The 22,488-nt window shown below is 66.7% G+C and carries 23 protein-coding genes; 16 read left to right on the top strand and 7 right to left on the bottom strand.

Annotation, left to right across the window (positions count from 1 at the left end; translation table 11 throughout):
• The first annotated feature begins 170 nt into the window (after positions 1 to 170).
• The 11 genes from FHW81_RS13825 (at position 171) to FHW81_RS13875 (ending at position 9,625) form a co-directional block, all read left to right on the top strand.
• Entirely contained in the window at positions 171 to 635 is a 465-nt protein-coding gene (locus tag FHW81_RS13825; RefSeq protein WP_003082056.1) for a glycine zipper 2TM domain-containing protein, read from the top strand.
• Between the two features lie 328 nt (positions 636 to 963).
• A complete protein-coding gene (locus FHW81_RS13830; protein ID WP_171893897.1) occupies positions 964 to 3,765 on the top strand; it encodes a monovalent cation/H+ antiporter subunit A in 2,802 nt (933 codons plus the stop codon).
• Positions 3,765 to 4,103: a Na+/H+ antiporter subunit C gene (locus FHW81_RS13835; RefSeq protein WP_003082068.1), complete on the top strand. Its 339-nt coding sequence runs from the start codon at positions 3,765 to 3,767 to the stop codon at positions 4,101 to 4,103. The genes FHW81_RS13830 and FHW81_RS13835 overlap by 1 nt, the downstream gene beginning before the upstream one ends.
• Positions 4,100 to 5,599, top strand: coding sequence for a monovalent cation/H+ antiporter subunit D (locus FHW81_RS13840; protein ID WP_003123177.1), 1,500 nt, complete (start codon positions 4,100 to 4,102; stop codon positions 5,597 to 5,599). The genes FHW81_RS13835 and FHW81_RS13840 overlap by 4 nt, the downstream gene beginning before the upstream one ends.
• Positions 5,596 to 6,120, top strand: a complete 525-nt coding sequence (locus FHW81_RS13845) for a Na+/H+ antiporter subunit E (RefSeq protein ID WP_003082074.1) — start codon at positions 5,596 to 5,598, stop codon at positions 6,118 to 6,120. The genes FHW81_RS13840 and FHW81_RS13845 overlap by 4 nt, the downstream gene beginning before the upstream one ends.
• Positions 6,105 to 6,374 (top strand): K+/H+ antiporter subunit F, encoded by a 270-nt coding sequence (locus FHW81_RS13850; protein ID WP_003082079.1) that lies wholly within the window; start codon positions 6,105 to 6,107, stop codon positions 6,372 to 6,374. Before FHW81_RS13845 ends, FHW81_RS13850 begins: the two co-directional genes overlap by 16 nt.
• Positions 6,371 to 6,718: a Na+/H+ antiporter subunit G gene (locus tag FHW81_RS13855; RefSeq protein ID WP_003082083.1), complete on the top strand. Its 348-nt coding sequence runs from the start codon at positions 6,371 to 6,373 to the stop codon at positions 6,716 to 6,718. Before FHW81_RS13850 ends, FHW81_RS13855 begins: the two co-directional genes overlap by 4 nt.
• A gap of 113 nt (positions 6,719 to 6,831) precedes the next feature.
• Entirely contained in the window at positions 6,832 to 7,737 is a 906-nt protein-coding gene (locus tag FHW81_RS13860; protein ID WP_003082086.1) for a DMT family transporter, read from the top strand.
• Between the two features lie 10 nt (positions 7,738 to 7,747).
• Entirely contained in the window at positions 7,748 to 8,845 is a 1,098-nt protein-coding gene (locus FHW81_RS13865; RefSeq protein ID WP_003112514.1) for a PLP-dependent cysteine synthase family protein, read from the top strand.
• 10 nt (positions 8,846 to 8,855) lie between these two features.
• Positions 8,856 to 9,377 (top strand): GNAT family N-acetyltransferase, encoded by a 522-nt coding sequence (locus FHW81_RS13870; RefSeq protein WP_003082093.1) that lies wholly within the window; start codon positions 8,856 to 8,858, stop codon positions 9,375 to 9,377.
• Complete coding sequence (locus FHW81_RS13875) at positions 9,374 to 9,625, top strand: hypothetical protein (RefSeq protein ID WP_003082096.1); 252 nt, start codon at positions 9,374 to 9,376, stop codon at positions 9,623 to 9,625. The genes FHW81_RS13870 and FHW81_RS13875 overlap by 4 nt, the downstream gene beginning before the upstream one ends.
• Before the next feature lie 30 nt (positions 9,626 to 9,655).
• On the opposite strand, the gene FHW81_RS13880 is transcribed toward FHW81_RS13875, so the two are convergent.
• Entirely contained in the window at positions 9,656 to 10,321 is a 666-nt protein-coding gene (locus tag FHW81_RS13880) for a COG3650 family protein (RefSeq protein ID WP_003082099.1), read from the bottom strand.
• Positions 10,322 to 10,415: 94 nt separating this feature from the next.
• Here FHW81_RS13880 and FHW81_RS13885 point away from each other — a divergent pair, with 94 nt between their 5' ends.
• Positions 10,416 to 10,814 carry a DUF488 domain-containing protein gene (locus FHW81_RS13885; RefSeq protein ID WP_023090750.1) on the top strand — a complete coding sequence of 133 codons (399 nt, stop codon included), beginning with the start codon at positions 10,416 to 10,418 and terminating at the stop codon, positions 10,812 to 10,814.
• Positions 10,815 to 10,824: 10 nt separating this feature from the next.
• On the opposite strand, the gene FHW81_RS13890 is transcribed toward FHW81_RS13885, so the two are convergent.
• On the bottom strand, positions 10,825 to 11,424 hold the full coding sequence (locus tag FHW81_RS13890) for a short chain dehydrogenase (protein WP_003108693.1): 600 nt from the start codon (positions 11,422 to 11,424) through the stop codon (positions 10,825 to 10,827).
• 105 nt (positions 11,425 to 11,529) lie between these two features.
• Between FHW81_RS13890 and FHW81_RS13895 the strand changes: the two genes are divergently transcribed.
• The 3 genes from FHW81_RS13895 to FHW81_RS13905 all read left to right on the top strand — a co-directional run bounded on the left by FHW81_RS13895 (position 11,530) and on the right by FHW81_RS13905 (position 16,784).
• The gene (locus tag FHW81_RS13895; protein WP_003082110.1) at positions 11,530 to 12,444 is read left to right on the top strand and encodes a LysR family transcriptional regulator; all 915 of its coding nucleotides are present in this window, start codon (positions 11,530 to 11,532) and stop codon (positions 12,442 to 12,444) included.
• Between the two features lie 98 nt (positions 12,445 to 12,542).
• Positions 12,543 to 14,453: an ATP-binding protein gene (locus FHW81_RS13900; protein WP_003082113.1), complete on the top strand. Its 1,911-nt coding sequence runs from the start codon at positions 12,543 to 12,545 to the stop codon at positions 14,451 to 14,453.
• Positions 14,454 to 14,489: 36 nt separating this feature from the next.
• Positions 14,490 to 16,784 carry a hypothetical protein gene (locus FHW81_RS13905; protein ID WP_003082116.1) on the top strand — a complete coding sequence of 765 codons (2,295 nt, stop codon included), beginning with the start codon at positions 14,490 to 14,492 and terminating at the stop codon, positions 16,782 to 16,784.
• Positions 16,785 to 16,791: 7 nt separating this feature from the next.
• Here FHW81_RS13905 and FHW81_RS13910 read toward each other — a convergent pair whose 3' ends face one another.
• The 5 genes from FHW81_RS13910 to FHW81_RS13930 form a co-directional block, all read right to left on the bottom strand.
• Positions 16,792 to 17,493, bottom strand: a complete 702-nt coding sequence (locus FHW81_RS13910; protein ID WP_003086389.1) for an ABC transporter ATP-binding protein — start codon at positions 17,491 to 17,493, stop codon at positions 16,792 to 16,794.
• 2 nt (positions 17,494 to 17,495) lie between these two features.
• Positions 17,496 to 18,263, bottom strand: a complete 768-nt coding sequence (gene livG / locus FHW81_RS13915) for a high-affinity branched-chain amino acid ABC transporter ATP-binding protein LivG (protein WP_003082125.1) — start codon at positions 18,261 to 18,263, stop codon at positions 17,496 to 17,498.
• Positions 18,260 to 19,513 (bottom strand): high-affinity branched-chain amino acid ABC transporter permease LivM, encoded by a 1,254-nt coding sequence (locus FHW81_RS13920; protein WP_003082131.1) that lies wholly within the window; start codon positions 19,511 to 19,513, stop codon positions 18,260 to 18,262. Before FHW81_RS13920 ends, livG begins: the two co-directional genes overlap by 4 nt.
• Positions 19,510 to 20,433: a high-affinity branched-chain amino acid ABC transporter permease LivH gene (gene livH / locus FHW81_RS13925; protein ID WP_003086391.1), complete on the bottom strand. Its 924-nt coding sequence runs from the start codon at positions 20,431 to 20,433 to the stop codon at positions 19,510 to 19,512. Before livH ends, FHW81_RS13920 begins: the two co-directional genes overlap by 4 nt.
• A 260-nt stretch (positions 20,434 to 20,693) precedes the next feature.
• A complete protein-coding gene (locus FHW81_RS13930; protein ID WP_003082136.1) occupies positions 20,694 to 21,815 on the bottom strand; it encodes a branched-chain amino acid ABC transporter substrate-binding protein in 1,122 nt (373 codons plus the stop codon).
• A 298-nt stretch (positions 21,816 to 22,113) separates the two neighbouring features.
• On the opposite strand from FHW81_RS13930, the gene FHW81_RS13935 reads away from it, so the two are divergent.
• Positions 22,114 to 22,431, top strand: a complete 318-nt coding sequence (locus FHW81_RS13935) for a DUF2288 domain-containing protein (protein ID WP_003086400.1) — start codon at positions 22,114 to 22,116, stop codon at positions 22,429 to 22,431.
• Positions 22,432 to 22,488: the final 57 nt, after the last annotated feature.

Raw genomic sequence — 22,488 nt, forward strand, 5'->3', positions numbered from 1 at the left:
GCGCTCACCCTAGCCGATCGGTCCCGCCGATGAAAGCGGGAGGGTTCGGTCGAAACTGAACGAACCTGTACCATTGCTGAATCGATTCGATTATCTCGCGCCGGCCAGGTGACAGGAGCGGCTGCGGGAGAGTCTAATATTCGTCAGTTATCCCTTTCGGAGATGCCGTTATGCGCAAGTCTGCCTTGATCGTTGCTTCCTTCACCGCCATGGCCCTGGCTCTTGGCGGCTGCCAATCCAGCCTCACCGGCGATACCTACAGCCGTGAGGAAGCCCGTACCGTGCAGACTGTACGCATGGGCACCATCCAGGCCTTGCGCCCGGTCAAGATCGAAGGCACCAAGACCCCGATCGGTTCCATCGCCGGTGCCGGCGTCGGCGGTGTCGCCGGCAGCGCGGTGGGCGGCGGCAAGGGCAGCTACGTCGCGGCCATCATCGGCGCGGTCGCTGGCGGCCTGCTGGGCGCGGCTACCGAAGAAGGCCTGACGCGCACCCAGGGCGTCGAGATCACCGTGCGCGAAGACGACGGCAGCACCCGCGCCTATGTCCAGCAGGTCGACCAGGGCCAGATCTTCCGCGTCGGCGAGCGCGTGCGCATCCTGACCGTCAACGGCACCAGCCGCGTCGCCCACTGATTCTTCCCACGTTATCCCGCGGCCGGCATTTCGCCGGCCGTTTTCGTTGTAGCGCCGAACCACTGCCGGCGTTGTCTTGCTAAGCTTCAAGTCGTTGCCGTTGCAGAGTTTTTTTCGGCTTTCCGGCAGTCGGAACGCCTGAATTTTGTAATAATTCAATCCATGACGTTCGTTCGATAGATTGCGATAATCGTAGTTCCGTCGCGCCGCGCCTGCCGGTGGCCGATGGGGCTTCGAGCTGCTGGCGATCCGGCCGCGCACCGACAACCGCGGGGAAGCACCGCCGGCCAGGCATGCCGGGGGCTCCGCCATCGAAGAGGAGTAGCCCATGATTCTGGCGCTGATCATCGCGCTGCCGTTCATGGGGGCGTTTTTGCCCCTGCTTGCCGAGCGTGGCGGCCGCACCTTGTGCGCGGCGTCCGCCGGCGTGGCGCCGCTGATCGGCCTGATCCTGTTGCTCGGGCAGCGCGGCACGGTGTTCGCCGGGCAGACCCTGACCGCCAGCTATTCCTGGCTGCCGGAAATCGGCATCAACCTCAGCCTGCGCCTGGACGGCCTCGGTTTCCTCTTCGCCCTGCTGATCCTCGGCATCGGCCTGCTGGTGATCCTCTACGCCCGCTACTACCTCTCCGAACAGGAGCCGATGGGGCGTTTCTTCGCTTTCCTGCTGCTGTTCATGGGCTCCATGCTCGGCGTGGTGCTCGCGGAAAATCTCTTGCTGATGATGCTCTTCTGGGAGCTGACCAGCCTGTCCTCGTTCCTGCTCATCGGCTTCTGGGGCAGCCGTTCCGACGCCCGCAAGGGTGCGAGGATGGCCCTGACCGTTACCGGAGGGGGCGGCCTGGCGCTGCTGGCCGGGGTGCTGCTGCTCGGCCACATCGCCGGCAGCTTCGAACTCACCGAGGTCCTCGCGGCTGGCGAGCTGATCCGCGCCCACGCCCTGTATCCGCTGGTGCTGATACTGATCCTGCTCGGCGTGTTCACCAAGTCGGCGCAGTTTCCCTTCCATTTCTGGCTGCCCCACGCGATGGCGGCGCCGACCCCGGTTTCCGCGTACCTGCACTCGGCGACCATGGTCAAGGCCGGCGTATTCCTGCTGGCCCGGCTGTATCCGGCGCTGGCCGGCACCGAGTGGTTCTTCTACCTGGTCAGCCTGAGCGGCCTGGTGACGCTGTTGCTGGGGGCCGGCATGGCACTGTTCCAGCATGACCTGAAGGGGCTGCTGGCCTACTCGACGATCAGCCACCTGGGCCTGATCACCCTGCTGTTCGGCCTCGACTCCCCGCTGTCGAACGTCGCCGCGGTGTTCCACATCATCAACCACGCGACCTTCAAGGCCTCGCTGTTCATGGCCGCCGGGATCATCGACCACGAGACCGGCAGCCGCGACATGCGCCTGATCAACGGGATGTGGAAGTACCTGCCGCATACCGCGGTGCTGGCCATCGTCGCCTCCCTGGCGATGGCCGGGGTGCCGCTGCTGAACGGCTTCCTCAGCAAGGAGATGTTCTTCGGCGAAACCCTCAGCCAGAACCTGCTGGGCAGCTTCAACTGGCTGGTGCCGGCGGTGGCGACCCTGGCCGGCGTGTTCTCGGTGGCCTATTCGCTGCGTTTCATCCACGACGTGTTCTTCAACGGCGAGCCGGCCCGGTTGCCGAAGTTCCCGCCCCACGAGCCGCCGCGCTACATGAAGGTACCGGTGGAGATCCTGGTGTTCCTCTGCCTGTTGGTCGGCATGCTGCCGGCCTACACCGTGGCGCCGCTGCTGGCCGCCGCCGCCAGTGCCAGCCTTGGCGGGCAACTGCCGGAATACAGCCTGGCGATCTGGCACGGTTTCAACCTGCCATTGCTGATGAGCGTGGTGGCGCTGGTTGGCGGTGTGCTGGTCTATGTCCTGCGCAAGCCGCTGTTCAACTGGTACGCCGGGTTACCGGAGGTGGACGCCAAGCTGGTCTTCGAGCAGCAGGTGCAACGTGTGGTGGCCCTGGCCGCGCGCCTGACCGCCTGGCTGGAGAACGGGTCACTGCAGCGCTACCTGGCCTGGCTGCTGGGCGCGGCGCTGGTCGTGGTGGCGGTCGAGCTGGCACCGCTGGCGAGGCTGACCGGCTCGCGCGGCCTGACCCCGCTGGACGGTATCACCGCCCTGGGCATGCTGGTGCTGGCCTTCAGCGGCCTGGCCACGGCGCTGTTCCATCGTATGCGCCTGGTCGCGCTATTGATCCTCAGCGTCGCCGGCCTGCTGGTGGCCCTGGCCTTCGCTCGCTTCTCGGCCCCGGACCTGGCGCTGACCCAGTTGTCGGTGGAAGTGGTGACCATGGTCCTGCTGATGCTGGCGCTGTATTTCCTGCCCTCGCGCACTCCGGCGGAGTCCTCCAGCCTGCGCGGCTTGCGCGACGTGGCGCTGGCCGGCGGGGTCGGCATGCTGGTGGCGCTGCTGGCCTACGCGGTGCTGACCCGGCCCTACGAGAGCATCGCCGGATTCTTCGTCGAGAACAGCGTCTCCGGGGGCGGCGGCTACAACGTGGTCAACGTCATCCTGGTGGACTTCCGTGGTTTCGATACCCTCGGCGAGATCAGCGTGCTGGCGATCGCCGGCGTCGGCATCTACGCGATGCTCGCCGGTTTCGCCCTGCACAAGCCGACCTGCGACCCGCAGGGTCGTAACTGGGCCCACGCCAAGCACCCGCTGATCCTGGAAACCCTGTCGCGGGTGCTGCTGCCGCTGGCGTTGCTGATCTCGGTGTTCATCTTCCTGCGCGGCCACAACCTGCCGGGCGGAGGTTTCATCGCCGGCCTGGTGACTGCCATCGCCCTGGTGCTGCAATACATCGCCAGCGGCTCGCAGTGGGTCGAGCAGCGCCTGCCGCTGAACTATGCGGCCATGGCTGGCGCCGGAGTGCTGATCGCCGGGCTCACCGGGCTCGGCAGCTGGCTGTTCGGCTATCCGTTCCTGACTTCCGCGTTCGGCCACTTCGAGTTGCCGCTGATCGGCGAGATCGAGCTGGCCACGGCGATGCTGTTCGACCTCGGCGTGTACCTCACCGTGGTCGGTGCCGCGCTGCTGATCCTGTCCTACCTCGGCAAGCTCAGCCTGATGCCTGAACCCGTCGCACAAGAGGAGGCGCTCTGATGGAAGCCCTGTTCGCCATCACCCTCGGCCTGCTCACCGCCAGCGGCGTCTACCTGCTGCTGCGGGCGAGGACTTTCCCGGTGGTGCTCGGTCTCACGCTGATCTCCTACGCGGTCAACCTGTTCCTGTTCGCCATGGGCCGGCTCGGCGGCAGCGTCGCGGTGATCGGCACTCCCGGGGAGTATGGTGATCCGTTGCCCCAGGCGCTGGTGCTGACCGCCATCGTCATCGGCTTCGCCATGACCGCCTTTGTCGTGGTCCTGGCCCTGCGTGGCCTCGGTGACCTCGGCAGCGACCACGTAGATGGACGCCCGGACGAGGAGGAGCCGCGCCCATGAGCCATTGGCTGATCCTGCCGATCCTGCTCCCCCTGTTTGCCGGCAGCCTGCTGCTGTTGCCGCTGGCCGAGCGCTGGCAGCGCGGCCTGTCGTTGCTCGCGGCGCTGGCACTGATCCCCCTGAGCCTGCTGCTGATACGTACGGCCGCCAGCGGCGACCTGAGCGTCTATGCCCTGGGCAACTGGGCCGCGCCGTTCGGCATCGTGCTCATGCTCGATCGTCTCGCCGCCCTGATGCTGCTGGCCACCGCGGTGCTCGGCAGCGCCGCGCTGATCTACGCGCTGCGTGGCGACGACCGCCTGGGCAAGCATTTCCACGCGTTGTTCCAGTTCCAGCTGCTCGGTATCAACGGCGCCTTCCTGACCGGCGACCTGTTCAACCTGTTCGTGTTCTTCGAGATACTCCTGATCGCCTCCTACGCGTTGCTCCTGCATGGCGGCGGCGCGGAGCGGGTGCGCTCGGGCTTGCACTACGTGATCCTAAACCTGGTCGGCTCGGCGTTCTTCCTGATCGCCGTGGGTACCCTGTATGGCCTCACCGGCACCCTGAACATGGCCGACATGGCGCAGAAGATCGCCATGGCAGATGCCGAGCGCGCGCCGCTGCTGGCGGCAGCCGGGCTCCTGCTGCTGGTGGTGTTCGCCCTGAAGGCGGCGCTGTTGCCGCTGTACTTCTGGCTGCCGCGCGCCTATGCCGCGGCCAGCGCGCCGGTGGCGGCGCTGTTCGCGATCATGACCAAGGTCGGCATCTACTCGATCCTGCGGGTCTACACGCTGGTCTTCGGCGATGCCGCCGGCGAGCTGGCCAACCTGGCGCAGGCCTGGCTCTGGCCGCTGGCCCTGGCGACCCTCGGCCTGGGCGCGATCGGTGCCTTGGCGGCGCGGACCCTGCAAAGCCTGCTGGCCTACCTGGTGGTGGTCTCCGCCGGAACCCTCCTGGCTGGCGTGGCGTTGGGCAGCGAGCGGGCGCTGGCGGCGTCGCTGTACTACCTGCTGCACAGTACCTGGATCGCCGGTGGCCTGTTCCTGCTCGCCGACCTGGTCGCCCGCCAGCGCGGCGACAAGGCCGGCGACCTGGTCCAGGGCCCGGCGTTGCAGAATCCTCGGTTGCTCGGCGGGGCTTTCTTCATCGGCGCCATCGCCGTTGCCGGTCTGCCGCCATTGTCGGGGTTCTTCGGCAAGGTCATGCTTTTGCAGTCGGTCGCTCCCGGCAGCCAGGCGCTGGCCCTATGGAGCGTGGTACTGGGCAGCGGCCTGGTGGCGCTGGTGGCGTTGAGCCGGGCCGGCAGCACGCTGTTCTGGCGCACCGGGCATACCGTGCTCGGTAGCGCCGAACTGGACCACGGCCGCTTGTTCGCCTGCATCCTGTTGCTCTCCGCCGGCCCGTTGCTGGTGTTCGCCGCGAAGCCGCTGCTGGCCTACGTCCAGGCCACCGCGGCGCAGTTGCACGACCTCGACCTGTATCGCCAGATCATCACCCGCGGAGGTGCCGCATGATCAGCCGCTCGTTGCCGCGTCCGCTTCTTCGCGTACTGCCTCATCCCGTGCTTAGTGTCCTGCTGTTGCTGGTCTGGTTGCTGCTGGTGGATTCCTTCGCCATTGGCCACTGGCTGCTCGGCGCCTTCCTCGGCGTGTGCATTCCGCTGCTGACCAACCGCCTGCTGGTCGGGCGCAGCCAGGAGTGGCATCCGTTGCTGCTGCTGAAGCTGCTGGCGCTGGTGATGTGGGACATCCTCGTCGCCAACATCCAGGTTGCCCGCCTGACCCTCGGACCGATCGAGCGCTTGCGTCCGGCCTTCGTCGAGGTGCCGATCGAGCTGGAGAACGACCTCGCCATCAGCGTGCTGGTGAGCATCGTCTCGCTGACCCCGGGGTCGGTGTCGTCGGACCTCAGCGACGACCGCAAGACCTTGCTGGTGCACGGCCTCGACGTGCCGGACAAGGCGGCGCTGATCGCCGAGATCAAGCAACGCTACGAAGCGCCGCTGAAGGAGATCTTCCCATGCTCGCTTACGTGATCCCGCTGTGCCTGGCGCTGCTCGGCCTGGCCCTGTTGCTGACCCTGGCGCGCCTGGTCAAGGGGCCGTGCCTGCCGGACCGGGCGCTGGCGCTGGACACCCTCTACGTGAACGCCATCGCCCTGCTGGTGCTGTACGGCATCTGGCGCGACAGCGACCTGTTCTTCGAGGCGGCGCTGCTGATCGCGGTGCTCGGCTTCGTCGGTACGGTGGCGGTGGCCAAATACATGCTGCGCGGAGACATCATCGAATGACTGGCGAACCCCTGAGCCTGTGGCTGGAAATCATCGTCTCGGCGTTCCTCCTGCTGGGCAGCGCCTTCGTCCTGATCGGCGCGATCGGCCTGTACCGCCTGCCGGACTTCTTCATGCGCCTGCACGGGCCGACCAAGGCCACCACCCTCGGGGTCGGCGGGGTGATCGTCGCCTCGCTGATCTATTTCTCCAACCGCCAGGCGGGCATCAGCCTGCACGAATTGCTGATCAGCCTGTTCCTCTTCATCAGCGCCCCGGTCAGCGCCTACATGCTGGCCAAGGCCGCGGTGCTGCAGCAGTTGCCGCTGGAGAAGAAGACTCGCGGCAAGCCCTGGGAGCAGTGAGGCCCGGCGCAACAGTTTTGCCCGCTTTCTGTGCCTGTCGGCGCAGCTAGCCGGCTGCCTATACTGGGAGTCCTTTTTCCGGCGCCGCGGCGGCGCCCGTGGTGGAGATTCCCTTGACTCGGACGCGCTGGTTCGCCCTGGCCTGCCTGATCCTGGCGATGGCGCTGTGGGGCAGTTCGTACGTGGTGCTGAAGGTCGCTTTCCGCGAACTGCCGCCGCTCTGGGTGATCTTCGGTCGCATGGCCCTCGGCAGCCTGGTGTTCCTCGTTGCCTGGCGCTGGCGCGGACGCATCGACTACCGCCCGGGCGACTGGAAGTACCTGCTCGGCCTGGCCGTCTGCGAACCCTGCCTGTACTTCCTCTGCGAATCCTTCGCCCTGCAATACACCAGCGCGGCCCAGGCCGGGATGATCACCGCGCTGCTGCCGTTGCTGGTGGCGGTGGGGGCCTGGTTGCTGCTGCACGAACGGATCGGCCGGATGACCTGGATCGGCTTTGGCCTGGCGGTGCTCGGTTCGATCTGGCTGAGCCTCGCCGGCGAGCCCGACCTGCACGCGCCGCAGCCGCTGCTGGGCAACTTCTTCGAACTTCTCGCGATGCTCTGCGCCACCGGCTATACCCTGTTGCTGAAGCACCTTTCGGCGCGCTACTCGGCATTCGCCCTGACCGCCATGCAGGCCTTCGTCGGCACGCTGTTCTTCCTGCCGCTGGCGCTGGCCAGCGCCGACCTGCCGAGCCAGCCCAGCGCGCTGGGGATCCAGGCGGTGGTGTATCTCGGCGTGGTGGTCACGGTGGGCGCCTACGGCCTGTACAACTTCGGCGTCGGTCGACTGCCGGCCAGCCAGGCATCGGGCTTCATCAACCTGATCCCGGTCTTCACCCTGGTATTCGCCGCGCTGTTCCTCGGCGAAACCCTCAACGGCCCGCAGATGCTCGCTGCCGGCCTGGTCTTCATCGGCGTCGCCATCAGCCAGTGGCGCAGCGCTCCGCCGCCGCCTCCGGCCGGCGTCCTGAACTGAAGGAGTTTCCATGACCGTCGACCACCGCCAATGGGCCCGCGAGGCGATCCGCATCATCGAAGCGGATTTCCAGCGCAGCGCCGATACCCATTTGATCCCCCTGGAGACTCCCGGCCTGCCTGGCGTCGAACTGTACTTCAAGGACGAGTCCAGCCACCCCACCGGCAGCCTCAAGCATCGCCTGGCGCGCTCGCTGTTCCTCTATGCGCTGTGCAACGGCTGGCTCAGGCCGGCCGCGCCGGTGATCGAGGCATCGAGCGGTTCCACGGCGATTTCCGAAGCCTATTTCGCACGCCTGCTGGGCCTGCCCTTCATCGCCGTGATGCCGGCCAGCACCTCGAAGGAAAAGATCGCCCAGATCGCCTTCTACGGCGGCCAGAGCCACCTGGTGGAGGACCCCACCCAGATCTACGCCGAGTCCGAACGCCTGGCGCGGGAGAGCGGTGGCCATTTCATGGACCAGTTCACCTATGCCGAGCGCGCCACCGACTGGCGGGCGAACAACAACATCGCCGAATCGATCTTCCAGCAGATGCGCCACGAGCCGTACCCGACCCCGACCTGGCTGATCTCCAGCCCCGGTACCGGCGGCACCCTGGCGACCCTCGGCCGCTACGTGCGCTATCGCCAGCACTGCACCCGGGTACTCTGCGCCGACGCCGAGCGTTCGGTGTTCTTCGACGCCTATGTCAGCGGCGACCGTGGCCTAACCCTGGATTGCGGTTCGCGGATCGAGGGCATCGGCCGGCCGCGGGTCGAGGCGTCCTTCCTGCCGGAAGTGATCGACGCGATGGTCAAGGTGCCGGACGCCTGGTCGCTGGCGGCCATGCATTACCTGGCCCGACGCCTGGGGCGGCGGGTCGGCGGCTCCAGCGGAACCAACCTGATCGGCGCCCTGGTGGCCGCACGGCAAATGGTCGCGGCCGGCGAGAAGGGTTCGCTGGTGGCGATTCTCTGCGACGGCGGCGAACGCTATGCGACCACCTATTACGATCCGGTCTGGCTGGCCAGGCAGGGCTATGCGCTGGAACCCCTGGTCGAGGCGCTGGCTGCCTGCATCGAGCGGGGCGTGGCGTTGCCCGACGGGCTGCTGGTGGCTGGACTTTGAAGGAGTGGATATGCACCGTTTGCGAGCTGCCGAAACCGGCGATATCGAGGCCATGACCGACCTGTTGCTGCGCCACGGGCCGAATCCCTGGAACCATTTGCCGGAGGAGGGGGTGCGTGCGCATCTGCGAGCCATCGCCGACGGCGAGGTACGTGCCGTCCTGGCCGAGCGCGACGATCGGCTGCTGGGGTTCGCCAGCTTCCGTCGCACCGAGGATTTCGCCCATTACCAGCCGCAGCGTGCCGATGCGCCGCGGGCCTACATCTGCGAGGCGGTAGTGCATCCGGCGGCGGCCGGCCAGGGGCTCGGCAGCGCGTTGCTGGAGGCGGTGCTGGCCCAACTGGCCGACGAAGGCATCGAGGACGTCTATATCGATCGTCACGAAGAGAACCTGGCGTCGGCGGGAATGATGCGCAAGGCCGGCTTCGTCGAGCTGGAAACCTACGCCGATCCGGCGCGGCGACCGAACGGCTCGGGGCGCTCGACAGTGTGCCATCGCAATCTTTCCCTCCAGCGCAGAGCCGTGCGATGAGTTTCATCCGCCTCAAGGTGCGCGCCGCCTTCATGGTCCACGGCTACGACGCGGACAACCGGGAAATCGTCGAGCAGATCGGCGAGGAACGCTTCGTCGAGAAACTGCTGCGCATCGAACGGATCCAGTCGATCAGCGAGAAATACCTGCTGGTCAGCGCCTCCCACGGGCGCGTCGCCTACTGGGAGTACGAGGGCGGCCTGACGGCGCTGCGGCGGCGCCTGGAGCAGGCCGGACTGCTCTTGTAGGGAAGGGCCGCCGCTGCGCGGCCCCTCGCTTCACTTGCCCAGTGCGCCCGGATAGGCGCAGCCGCGCAGCGTCTCGCCATCGATGCGCAGTTCGGCGGAGTAGCTGCTGAAGGCGCCGCTCATGCTGTCGGTGCAGGACGACGGGGCGATCCACAATTCGACCTTCTTGCCGTTCGCCTCGCTGGAATAGCTGGTGCTGCCGTTCGGCAGTTCCTCGGCGACGTAAGGCAAGGCCAGGGTCTCGTGTTCCGGGCGGTCCAGGCGCAGGCCCTGGTTGTTCACCCTGGCGCTCCAGAAGGGTTCGTTGCCGTTGGCGGCGAAGGTCAGCAGCTTGAAGTTCGGGTCGTCGCAGCCGGGGCCCTCGTTCTGCACGCGGTACAGTCGGCTGACCTCCAGCTTGCCGTCGGTACCGCGGACCTTGGCCGGTCCCATGGTGCCGCGCAGGTCGACGAACAGGCCCTGGGCGCCGTCGTCGAACAGGCTGTCGGCTTCGCGGCGCAGGCCGGTATTGGCCACGTCCTCGATGCTGAACAGGCGCTTCTCGGTACAGGGGCGGAATTGCAGCGCGCCGTTGATCTTCACCAGTTCGCCCTGGAAGCGGGTGTCTACACTGGTGCTCGGCGATTCGGGCTTCCACACCTGGCAGGCGGCGAACAAGGGGAGCAGGCTGTAGACCAGCAGACGGGCAGGGCGCATAGGGAAGACTCCATCGAAAATGCGCCCACGTTACCGAGCGTCCGGGCCTAGCTCAAGTCCGGATCGGACTTCATCGCAACCAGGGAGTCGATCGATGATCCAATGCAAGCGTGTATACGAACCGGCGTCGCCCGCCGATGGCCGGCGCGTACTGGTGGACCGGCTGTGGCCGCGCGGCATCCGCAAGGAGGCCCTGGCCATGGACGACTGGCTGAAGGACGTGGCGCCCTCCAACGAGGTGCGCAAGCAGTTCTGCCACGATCCGGCACTCTTCGACAGCTTCCGCGAACACTACCGCGCCGAGTTGCAGGCGCACCCGGAACATTGGTGGGGCCTGCTCGACTGCGCTCGCGAGGGTACCCTGACGCTGCTCTACGGCGCCCACGACCAGCAGCACAACAATGCCGTGGTGCTGGCCGAGTTCCTCGAGGAAGAGCTGGACCGCCAGCAGCCGGGCAGTTCGCCGACCTGCTACGCCGACCGCCTCTCCTGAGAAATATCGCTTACCAGATGCGGTACACCTGGCCGGTCTGCGCGCCTTCCACGCTGCGTGCGTAGCCCAGCGCGGCGTCCGCCGCCGGAACCGGCTTGAAGCCACGGAAGTAGGGCGCGTAGCCGGGCAGCGCCTCGCTGACCACGGTCGGGCTGACGGCGTTGATGCGCAGGCCGCGCGGCAACTCCAGGGCTGCGCCGCGGACGAAGCCCTCGACGGCGCAGTTGACCATGCTCGCCGAACTGCCGAAGCGGATCGGCTGCTCGGCGAGCACGCCGCTGGTGAGGGTGAAGGAGCCCCCGTCGTTGGCGTACTCGCGGCCGAGCAGTACCAGGTTGACCTGGCCCATCAGCTTGTCGCGCAGGCCGAGCTGGTATTGCGCCTCGCCCATTTCCTCCAGGGCGCCGAAGTGCACCTTGCCGACCGCGGCGACCAGCGCGTCGAAGCGACCGGTCTTCTCGAACAGGGCGCGAATGGAGTCCGCGTCGCTGATGTCGACCTGGAAATCGCCGCTGCTGTGGCCTACCCGGACGATCTCGTGGCGCTCGCCGAGTTCTTTGTCGATGCCCTTGCCAAGGGTGCCGCTGGCGCCGATCAGGATGATTTTCATACAGGCCTCTCGTTGCGTGAAGGTGAGTGGTTTCCAGTGTAGAGTCGCCTTTGCTGTGGATAATCCTGTCAATCGACAACCTGCCGTTTTCATAGGGAAACAATCGTGAAGGACCTGGACGATCTCGCCGCCTTCGCCGTACTCCACGACCTGGGCAGTTTCACCCGCGCCGCCGAGCGCCTCGGTTGCAGCAAGGGCCAACTGTCGAAGCGCATTGGCGTCCTCGAGCAGAAGCTCGGCGTGACCCTCTTGCACCGCACCACCCGCCGTCTTTCGCTGACCGCCGCCGGCGCCGCGCTGCTGCCCGAGGCGCAGGCCTTGCTGGTGCAGGCCGAGCGCGCGCGGCAGGCGGTGGCGCGCTTGCAGGAGCGAGCGGAAGGACGGGTGCGGGTGACCCTCCCGGTCTCGCTGGGCGAGACCCTGTTCGACGCGCTGCTGGAGGACTTCCAGGAACGCCATCCGCTGCTGCGTGTCGAGCTGGACCTGTACAACGGCCTGCGCGACCTGGTTGGCGAGGGCTTCGACCTGGCGATCCGCTCTGGGGTCGAGCAGGACGCCCGGCTGGTGGCGCGGCCGCTGTTCGTCCTGCAGGAAATCACCTGCGCCAGTCCCGCCTACCTGGCGCGACACGGCGAGCCGCAACGCCCGGCCGAGCTGGCCGAGCGCGAGTGCCTGCTGAACTCGCACTACAGCGGCCACGAGGAGTGGCTCTATCACCGCCACCATCGGCTGGAGCGGGTACGGGTTGCCGGCTTTCTCGCCAGCAACCACTACAGCCTGTTGAAGAAGGCCGCGCTGGCCGGCACCGGCATCGCCCGGCTGCCGTCATACATGGTCCACGACGAACTGGGCGACGGCCGCCTGGCCTGGTTGCTGCGCGACTACCAGACGCGCAGCACGCCGATGTTCCTCGTCCATCCGTTCCAGGGCGGCCTGCCGCGGCGCACCCAGGTACTCGCCGATTACCTGCTCGACTGGTTCGAGCGCAGCCGGCGACAATTGATCGGCCTGGAGGGTTGAACATTTCGCCGCGACGCGGCTCTATTGCACTCCGGGCAGCTTCCATGCGGCCTGAAGTTCATCGCGGGCACGCCGTTGCACAAGGAACGTGACGGAACGTGGCAGAATCCCGCACCGGACCGCTCGCGTGCGAGCGGACGCCATTCATCGAACGCTTGGATAGGGACATGCAAAGCAGCTTTCCGCAATCGAACACTCCCCAGATCCGTCGCGCCGGAGTCGACCTCAACGGCGTGATGTCGGTGCTCAGCAAGCACCTCTATTCCACGCCCACCGTGGCGTTGCGCGAGCTGGTGCAGAACGCCCACGACTCGATCCTCCGTCGCCGCCTGGAGCAGCCCGACTGGCAAGGGCCGTCGCGAATCGAGGTGATCGGCGACAGTGCCAGCAACACCGTGCGCATCGTCGACACCGGCGCCGGGCTCACCGAGCACGAAATCCACGCCTACCTGGCCACCGTCGGCGTCGGCTACACCCGTGGACTGCGCCAGTCCGGCCACGAGGACAGCGGGCTGATCGGCATGTTCGGCCTGGGCTTCCTCTCCGCTTTCGTCCTGGCCCGCCGGGTCAGCGTGCGGACCACGTCCTACCAGCAGCCGGAACTGGGCTTCTGCTACGTCTCCAGCAACGCCGAGCAATACAGCGTGACGCCGATGCCGGCGCGCCCGGTGGGTACCGAGATCACCCTCGAACTGCAGGACGAATACAGTGCGCTGACCCAGGCCGCGCGCCTGCGCGAGATCCTCGAACGCTACTGCGTGCTGCTGCGCGAGCCGATCCACGTCGGCGGCGACGCCCAGTCGATCAACCCGGAGCCGCCGCCGTGGCGGCTGGCCGCCGACGCCGCGCTGCACCCGCTGCAACGGCAGCGCCGCGACCTGGAGTTCGCCGCGCGTTTCGAACATGACTTCGAACCGATCTGCTGCCTGCCGGTGCGCCCGGACGAGCGGGTCGACGTGCAGGGCCTGCTGTGGATCCAGGACGGCGGCACCTATGGCACCAGCGACAACCGCAATCTCTCGGTATTCCTTCGCGGCATGCTGCTCGACGATGACGCCCGCGACCTGCTGCCGTCCTGGGCCGGGTTCGTCGGCGGGGTGATCGAGTCGAACCGCCTGACGCCCACCGCCAGCCGCGAGGACCTGCAGCGTGACGACCATTACGCGGCGATCCAGCATGCGCTGGCCGAGGCGCTGATCGCCGGGCTCGGCGAGGTGGCGCGGCAGCAGCCGGAGGCCTGGCGGCGGGTCCTGCTGCGGCACAACGAGGCCCTGCTGGGAGCGGCGTTGTGCGACGAGCGTCTGTTCGCGCTGATGATGGACAGTCTGCGCGTACCCACCTCCCAGGGCGACCTCCCGGCTTCCGAACTCCTTTCGCGCGGAGCGGTGCATGTGCTGCTGGACAACGACAGCGGCTTCGAGGAAATGCTGTTCCGTGCCATGGGCGTACCGGTGGCCCATGGCAATCGCTATGCGGTGGTACCCTTCCTCCGTCGCTGGGCGCAGGCCAAGGGGATGCGCCTGGTGGAGCTGGGCACCGAGCAGGGCAACCGCCAGTTGTTCCGCCTCGACCGACTGCCCGAGCGCGAGACCGGCTGGCTGGCCGAACACCTGGGCGGCGCCGAGGAGCAACTGGTGATCGCCCGCTTCAGCCCCGAGGAATTGCCGCTTGTGGTGGTGCCCGACCGCGACGCCGAACTCAAGCGGCGACTGGAGGACGACGAGGCCGACAAGCGTATTTCCACCGCGGCGTTGCGCCTGGCTCGGCAGTTCACCCGCAAGCTCGACAATCGCCAGCCGAGCCGGCTCTACGTCAACCTCGACAATCCGGCGGTGCAGGCGCTGCTCGCGGCCGTCGGCGAGGAACGCGACGAAGCGGCCCATGCGGCGTTGCTGCTGCGCTCGTTCAAAGTGATCATCGCCGGACAGGGACGCGGCCAGCCCGCGACCTCGCTGAACCAGGCCCTGGCCGGACTCGCCGATTCGGTGAAGCGCCTGCTGGGGCAATAAGAAAATTCGCAACACGCCTGATGGAGACTGAAGCATATGGATATCTGGAACTGGGTGGAGAAGCTCCGCGCCGACCTGCGTGAGGCCGGCCAGGAGCAGAGTGCGCGGCTGATCGACGAACTCACCGCGTACGTCTGCGACCTCGAGGTGGAGCGCGCCGAGGCGCTGTTGCCGGAGGTCAAGGCGCTGAGCCGGACGTTGAACAACCCGTGGCTGGAAATCTTCGTCCGCCACTGGGAAATGCGTAACCGGGTCGGCAACCAACTGGAGGGTGAGACCGCCCTGGCCGACGCCGTTTCCCTGTTCGAACTGGCCAACCGCGACGACACCCAGGCCTGCCCGCAGTCGGTCTGCGTGACCCAGGACCTGGCGTCGTGCTACGCCAACGTCGACGGCCCGGGCTGGGTGGAGGAACGCATCGAGGTGTGCGACGAGACCCTGGCGCGGATCGACCCGACCTGGGCCTGCTTCCACTGTCTGAGCAACGAGAAGGCCGAGGCGCTGCTCGACGACGGGCGCGGCGAAGATGCCCTGGCCTTCCTGGCCGAACAGGAGAAGAAGATCCTCGCCGCCGGCGAGGAGGTATTCGACAGCCTCCTGGAGATGCGCGTGGCGATCCTGCTGAACCTGGGGCGCGCGGAACAGGCGCTGGCCCTGATCGGCGAGATGGAGGAGAAGGTCGAGGGCGCGGAGTGGAACAACATCAGCCAGCCGCGGCGTCTGTACAAGGCCCACGGCCTGGCGTTGCTGGGGCGCGACGAGGAGGCCCTGGAGGCGCTGCTGCCGTTCTCCGAGATTGCCCCGCGCTACCGTACGATCTGGCTGCGCGCCGTCTACCTGCTGCTGCAACGGACCCCTGAGCGCAACACCTGGGACTTCGGCGGGCGCCTGCAGCAGATGCTCGAACACTACTCGCAGAAGGGCGCGCACCGGGTGGTCATCGATGTTGCCAGCCAGGCCATCCGCCTCGCGTTGCAACGCGGTTCGGTATGGAGCGCCAGGCGCCACCTGGCGCTGGCCGAACAGCATGCTCAACAGTTGCAGCGCGATCGGGGCGCCAGCCAGTTGCTCGCCGGGTTGAGGGAGGAGATCGATGCCGCGCCGCAGCAGCAGGAGCTGCCGGTGCCGGCTGCGGAGTTGCTCGACTGGCTGGCTGCTCAGGGCAGCGAAGACGCGCCGCGCAACCCGGAGAAAGAAGTGCAGTGGCTGCTCCAGGCGCTGGCCGAGCGGCCCGACGACACCGCCTTGCGCGAAGTGGCCGCCTCGGCGCTACAGGCCTGCTCCGCCGACGACGAGGCCATCGACCTGCTCTGGGAGTACGTCGAGCGCCACACCGACGAGGAGCAGCAACTGGCCTACTACCTGCTCAATGCCTTGCTGGCCCGCGGCGAGTACGACCAGGTCAAGCGCCTCGGCCGGCTCTACGCCGACAGCGTGCCGCTGATCGCGCTGTGGAGCGAAGTCAAGCTGGCCGAGAAACTCAACGACTGGCCGGAGCTGGAGCGCGCCTGCCAATCGGTGCTGGAAATTTCTCCCGGCTCGCTGGGAGCCCACAGCCTGCTGGGTAAGGCGCTGATGGAGCAGGATCGCTTCGCCGAGGCGGCGCTGGCCTACCAGCGTCTGGCCGGCAAGCTGGAGGAGCCGCAGTCGGTGCAGTGGGACCAGATGACCGCCGCCAGCGCCGCGCGCGACTGGACGATGCTGCGCGAGGTCGCTGCCGGCATGGGCATGGAGTTCGCCGCCGGCGACGGACCGATCGAGGAAGACTGGGGCTGGGTGATCGTCCGCTACATCGAGGATGGCGAAGCGCTCGACTACTACGCCCGGCGCACCGGCCCGGTGACCGCGCGGGTCCTCGAGAACGCGCCGGGCAATCGCAGCCAGCGGGTCGGTGACTGGGTGGTGTTCGACGCCGGCCTGATCTATCCGGCTCCGGAAGACGAGGAGGAGCGCAAGCGTTTCGTTCCCACCTATGCGGTGGTGCACGTCCTCGAGAGCGGTGGTTACTCGCCGAGCTGGCTGGTGGACGGCGTCTATCCGGGCGACGAGGCCTTCGACGCCTTCCGCGAAACGCTCGACGCGCGCGGCTGGAAGGTCTGGGTGCACAGCAACCGCGACTACCAGGTCACCGATGCCAGCAGCGGCGAGGAACTGCGGGCGATCTACTTCACCGTCGCGACACCCGCGCAGCAGGCGCCGCGCGACCTGCACCAGGCGTTGCAGGAGGCCACCGGGCAATGGCCGCACCGCATGTGCTGGCTGCGCCTGGCGGAAGCGGCGGAGGTCGACACCCAGCCGCACCTGGACGCTATCGAGCGCTACGGCCTGTAGCCGGTACTCAGCCGCCGAGGTAGGCGTCGCGCACCTTCGGGTTGGTCAGCAGGGCGGCGCCGGTGTCGTGCATGACGATCCGGCCGTTCTCCAGCACGTAGGCGCGATCGGCGAGCTTCAACGCCTGGTTGGCGTTCTGCTCGACGAGGAACACGGTGACGCCTTCGCGACGCAGCTGCTCGATGATCTCGAAGATCTGCTGGATGATGATCGGCGCCAGGCCGAGCGAAGGTTCGTCCAACAGCAACAGCTTTGGCTTGCTCATCAGCGCGCGGCCGATGGCGAGCATCTGCTGTTCGCCGCCGGACATGGTCCCGGCGCGCTGTTCGTAGCGTTCCTTCAGGCGCGGGAAGAGTTCCAGCACCTTGTCCATCTGCACCTGGTAGTCGTCCTTGTCGGTGAAGAAGCCGCCCATCGCCAGGTTTTCTTCCACCGTCAGGCGGGAGAAGACCCGGCGGCCTTCCGGGACCACCGCGATGCTCTTGCGCATGATGGTGGAGGAGGGCAGGCCGACCAGTTCCTCGCCTTCGTAGCGGATGCTGCCGCTGGCCGCCTGCGGCGAGCCGCAGAGCGTCATCAGCAGGGTCGACTTGCCGGCGCCGTTGGCGCCGATCAGGGTGACGATCTCGCCCTTCTTCACTTCCACGCTGACGTCGTGCAGCGCCTGGATCTTGCCGTAGTAGGTGGAAACCTTGTCGAAACTCAGCATGCTCACGCTTCCCCCAGATAAGCCTTGATCACGTCCGGGTTGTCGCGGATCTGCTCCGGCGTCCCGTCGGCCAGGGGGGCGCCCTGGTTGATCACCACGATATGGTCGGAAATGCTCATCACCAGCTTCATGTCGTGCTCGATCAGCAATACCGTCACGTTGTGCTCGCTGCGCAGCTTGGCGATCAGCGCCTTGAGGTCGTCGGTCTCCTTCGGGTTGAGGCCGGCGGCCGGCTCGTCGAGCATGAGGATCCGCGGGCGGGTCATCATGCAGCGGGCGATCTCCAGGCGTCGCTGCTGGCCGTAGGCGAGGGTGCCGGCGCTGCGGTTGGCGAACTCGGTAAGGTTGACTTCCTCCAGCCAGTGCGCGGCGTACTCCATGGCCTCGCGCTCGCTGCGGCGGAATGCCGGGGTCTTGAACAGGCCGGCGAGGAAGTTGGTGTTGAGGTGGCGGTGCTGGGCGACCAGCAGGTTCTCCACCGCGGTCATTTCCTTGAACAGGCGGACGTTCTGGAAGGTCCGCACCACGCCCTTGCGAGCGATCTTGTGGCCGGGCAGGCCCTGGATCTCCTCGCCGTCGAGGCGGATCAGGCCGCCGGTGGGCTGGTAGAAGCCGGTCAGGCAGTTGAACACGGTGGTCTTGCCGGCGCCGTTCGGGCCGATCATCGAGACCACCTGCTTTTCCTCGACCTTCAGGTTGACGCCGTTGACGGCCAGCAGGCCGCCGAAGCGCATGGTCAGGCCGCTCACTTCGAGAATCGGTCGGCTCATGGCTTCAGCTCCAGGTGCGGGCGTTGCATCGGCAGCAGTCCCTGGGGACGCCAGATCATCATCACGATCATGGTCAGGCCGAAGATCAGCATGCGGTATTCGTTGAACCCGCGCATTTCCTGGAGCAGCACCATCACCACCGCGGCGAGGATCACGCCGAGCTGCGAACCCATGCCGCCGAGCACGACGATCGCAAGGATCATCGCCGACTCGATGAAGGTGAAGGACTCAGGCGTCACCAGGCCCTGGCGGGCGGCGAAGAAGCTGCCGGCGAAACCGGCGAAGCTGGCGCCGATGGTGAAGGCGGAGAGCTTGACGATGGTCGGGTTGAGACCGAGAGCGCGGCAGGCCACTTCGTCCTCGCGCAGCGCTTCCCAGGCGCGACCGATCGGCATGCGCATCAGCCGGTTGATCACGAACAGGGCCAGCAGCACCAGCAGCAGGGCCACCACGTAGAGCAGGATGACCTTGTAGTTGGTGTTGTAGGCGATGCCGAAGAACTCGTGGAAGGTCTGCATGCCTTCCGGCGCGCGGCGTTCGAAGGTCAGGCCGAACAGGGTCGGCTTGGGGATCGAGCCGATGCCGTTGGGACCGCCGGTGATCTCGGTCATGTTGCGCAGCAGGATGCGGATGATCTCGCCGAAGCCGAGGGTCACGATCGCCAGGTAGTCGCCGCGCAGGCGCAGCACCGGGAAGCCGAGGAGGAAGCCGAACAGCGCGGCCATCATCCCGGCGATCGGCAGGGCGGTCCAGAAGCCGAACCCGGCGTACTCGGCGAGCAGCGCGTAGGTGTAGGCACCTACCGCGTAGAAGCCGACGTAGCCGAGATCGAGCAGGCCGGCCAGGCCGACCACGATGTTCAGGCCGATGCCGAGCATCACGTAGATCAGGATCAGGGTGGCGATGTCCACCGCCCCGCGCGAGGCGAAGAACGGCCAGACGAAAGCCACCACGACCAGGGCGAGGACCGCCCAGCGCTGGGTCGATGGCAGGCTGAGGAAGTTCTTCAGGCCGCTGCCGTTGACCTTGTAGCCGACGCCGCGACCCAGCTTGAGCGGGATGCGGTCGCGGAACAGCTGCCAGACGAACATGGCCAGGGCGGCCGCGGCGATGGTCCAGAGGGTCTGCGCATCGGCGCCGAGGACCTCGAGCTTGATGCCGACGGTGCGCAGCTTCAGGCCTAGGATCGGATAGGACACCAGGATCACGAGGAGGGCGCTGAACAGCGCGCGCTTGAGGGACTGGCTCATACTTTTTCCACCTCCGGACGACCGAGGATGCCGGTAGGTCGGAACAGCAGCACCAGGATCAGCAGGCCGAAGGCCACCACGTCCTTGTACTGGTCGCCGAACACGTCGGCGCCGAAGGCTTCGGCGACGCCCAGCAGCAGGCCGCCGAGCATGGCGCCGGGGATGCTGCCGATGCCGCCGAGCACCGCGGCGGTGAACGCCTTGATCCCGGCGAGGAAGCCGATCCCGGGGTTGATCACGCCGTACTGCATGCCCAGCAGCACCGCGGCGACGGCGGCCAGGGCGGCGCCGATGACGAAGGTGAGGGCGATGATGTTGTTGCTGTTGATACCCAGCAGGTTGGTCATCTTCAGGTCCTCGGCGCAGGCGCGGCAGGCGCGGCCCAGGCGGGAGCGGGAGATGAACAGGGTGAGGCCGAACATCACCAGGAAGGTGACGACGAAGATCAGGATCTGCATATAGGAGATCACCACGCCGTTCATGCTGCTTTCGCCGAACACGAAGTTGCCGGGCAGCAGGGTCGGGATGGCCTTTTCCTTGGAGTCCTGCGAGAGCATCACGGCGTTCTGCAGGAAGATCGACATGCCGATCGCGGAGATCAGCGGGATCAGGCGGTTGCCGCCGCGCAACGGGCGGTAGGCGACCCGCTCGATGCTGTAGCCGAAAGCACTGGTGACGATGATGCTGGCGGCGAATGCGGCGAGCATCATCAGCGGAACGCTGTCCAGCCCCATCATCGCCAGCAGGGTGATGGCGATGAAGGCGATGTACGAGCCGATCATGTACACCTCGCCGTGGGCGAAGTTGATCATGCCGATGATGCCGTAGACCATGGTGTAGCCGATCGCGATCAGCGCATAGGTGCTGCCGACGGTCAGGCCGTTAACCAATTGTTGTAGGTAATGATAAATCTCGGGCATGGGACTCTCTCGCTAAACGCCCGCCGTTGTACGGCAGGTAGACGTTCGGCTCGCGGGTGTGGGGCCGGAACGCTGCTGAGACCCGTCACGATCCGGCGCGCGGCGGGCCGGCGGGAGGCAGGGGAAAGCCGCGCTCCCGTCCACCAGGAGTGAACGCTGCCGGTCTTCGCCTGCCCTTGCCGGGCCGCCGCTCGCGGAATCATGCGGGTACTAAAACAAAGCCCACGGTGGGTGACGTGGGCTCCGTACTGCAACGATGCTTACTTGACCTCGGTCCGGGTGGCGTCCTTGTGCCACTCGTAGACGGTGAAGTCGAAGTTCTTCAGGTCGCCCTTCTCGTCGAACCCGAGGTTCCCGGTGGGAGTCTCGAAGGTGTTGGCGCGCAGGGCCTCGGCGACCTTCTCCGGATCGGCCTCGCCGGCTTTCTCGATGCCCTTGGCGATCACTGTGACCGCGGAGTAGGCGGGCAGGACGAAGATGCCGCTCGGATCCTGGTTCTTCGCCTTGAAGGCGTCGATCAGGGCCTTGTTCTTCGGATCCTGCTCGAAGGCGCGCGGCAGGGTCGCCAGCATGCCTTCCGAAGCGTCGCCGGCGATCGCGGTGATTTCGCTGTTGCCGACCCCTTCCGGGCCCATGAAGCGCGCGTCCAGCCCGGCCTGCTTGGCCTGGCGCAGCAGCAGGCCCATTTCTGGGTGGTAGCCGCCGAAGTAGACGAACTGCACGCCGGCTTTCTTCAGCTTGCTGATCAGCGCGTTGAAGTCCTTGTCGCCGGCGTTCAGGCCTTCGAAGACGGCAACCTTGATGCCGGCGTCTTCCACGGTCTTCTTCACCTCGGTGGCGATGCCTTCGCCGTACTGCTGCTTGTCGTGCAGTACCGCGATGGTCTTGTCCTTGTAGCGTTCGGCGATGAACTTGCCGGCCACCGGGCCCTGCATGTTGTCCAGGCCGATCGTGCGGAAGATCAGCTTGTAGCCGCGCGAGGTGATTTCCGGGGCGGTGGCCGACGGGGTGATCATCAGCACGCCTTCGTCTTCGTAGATGTCGGTGGCGGGTTGGGTGGAGCTGGAGCAGACATGGCCGACCACGAACTTGACGCCGTCGTTGACCACCTTGTTGGCGACCGCCACGGCCTGCTTGGGATCGCAGGCGTCGTCGTAGATCACGCCTTCGAGTTGCGCGCCGTTCACGCCGCCTGCCTTGTTGATCTGTTCGATTGCCATCAGCGCACCGGCGCGCTGCATGTCGCCGTACTGGGCTACCGGACCGGTGACCGGGCCAGCCAGGGCGATCTTGATGGTGTCGGCGGCCATGGAGTAGCTGGCGAACCCGGCAATGGCCATCGCGGCGAACAGGCGGGATAGACGCTGAGTACCCTTCTTCATAGTGCTCCACTCTTCTTGTGTGTTGTCATTGTTGTAGTCTCGCGGCCGCGGGGGCCGGAGGAGACCGGGTGATCGTCATGGACGGACCCCGGGAACTGTACCGGTACAGTGTAGAGCGGCGCTTCGTCGCTTGAAAAGCACGGCACGGCGAGCTCCCGTGAGTCGTGTCGCCTGGTTGACATAAACGTATAGAAAAACGGCGCGGACCTGCCTCACCTCCCTGGGCCCGGTTTCCCTTCGGCTGTCGTGGGCTACCGGCGGGCGTTATCATGGCGCCCATGCAATCCAGGTAGATCCCATGACAGAACAAACTAGCACCCTCTATGCCAAGCTGCTCGGCGAGACCGCGGTCATTTCCTGGGCCGAGCTGCAACCGTTCTTCGCCCGTGGCGCCTTGCTCCAGGTCGATGCCGCGCTGGACCTGGTGGAAGTCGCCGAGGCCCTGGCCGGGGACGACCGCGAGAAGGTCGCCGCCTGGCTTTCCGGCGGCGGCCTGAGCAAGGTCGGGGAGGATGCGGCCAAGGACTTCCTCGAACGCGACCCGACCCTCTGGGCGGTGGTGGTGGCGCCCTGGGTGGTCATTCAGGAACGCGCGGAAAAAGCGACGTTGCACTGATCCAGGGCGGTTTTCTTTCGCTCGACCCTGGCTAGACTGATTCCGATTCCCACCAGG

The organism is Pseudomonas sp. RC10-4-2 (genome assembly GCF_050433085.1).
GTDB lineage: Bacteria > Pseudomonadota > Gammaproteobacteria > Pseudomonadales > Pseudomonadaceae > Pseudomonas > Pseudomonas aeruginosa.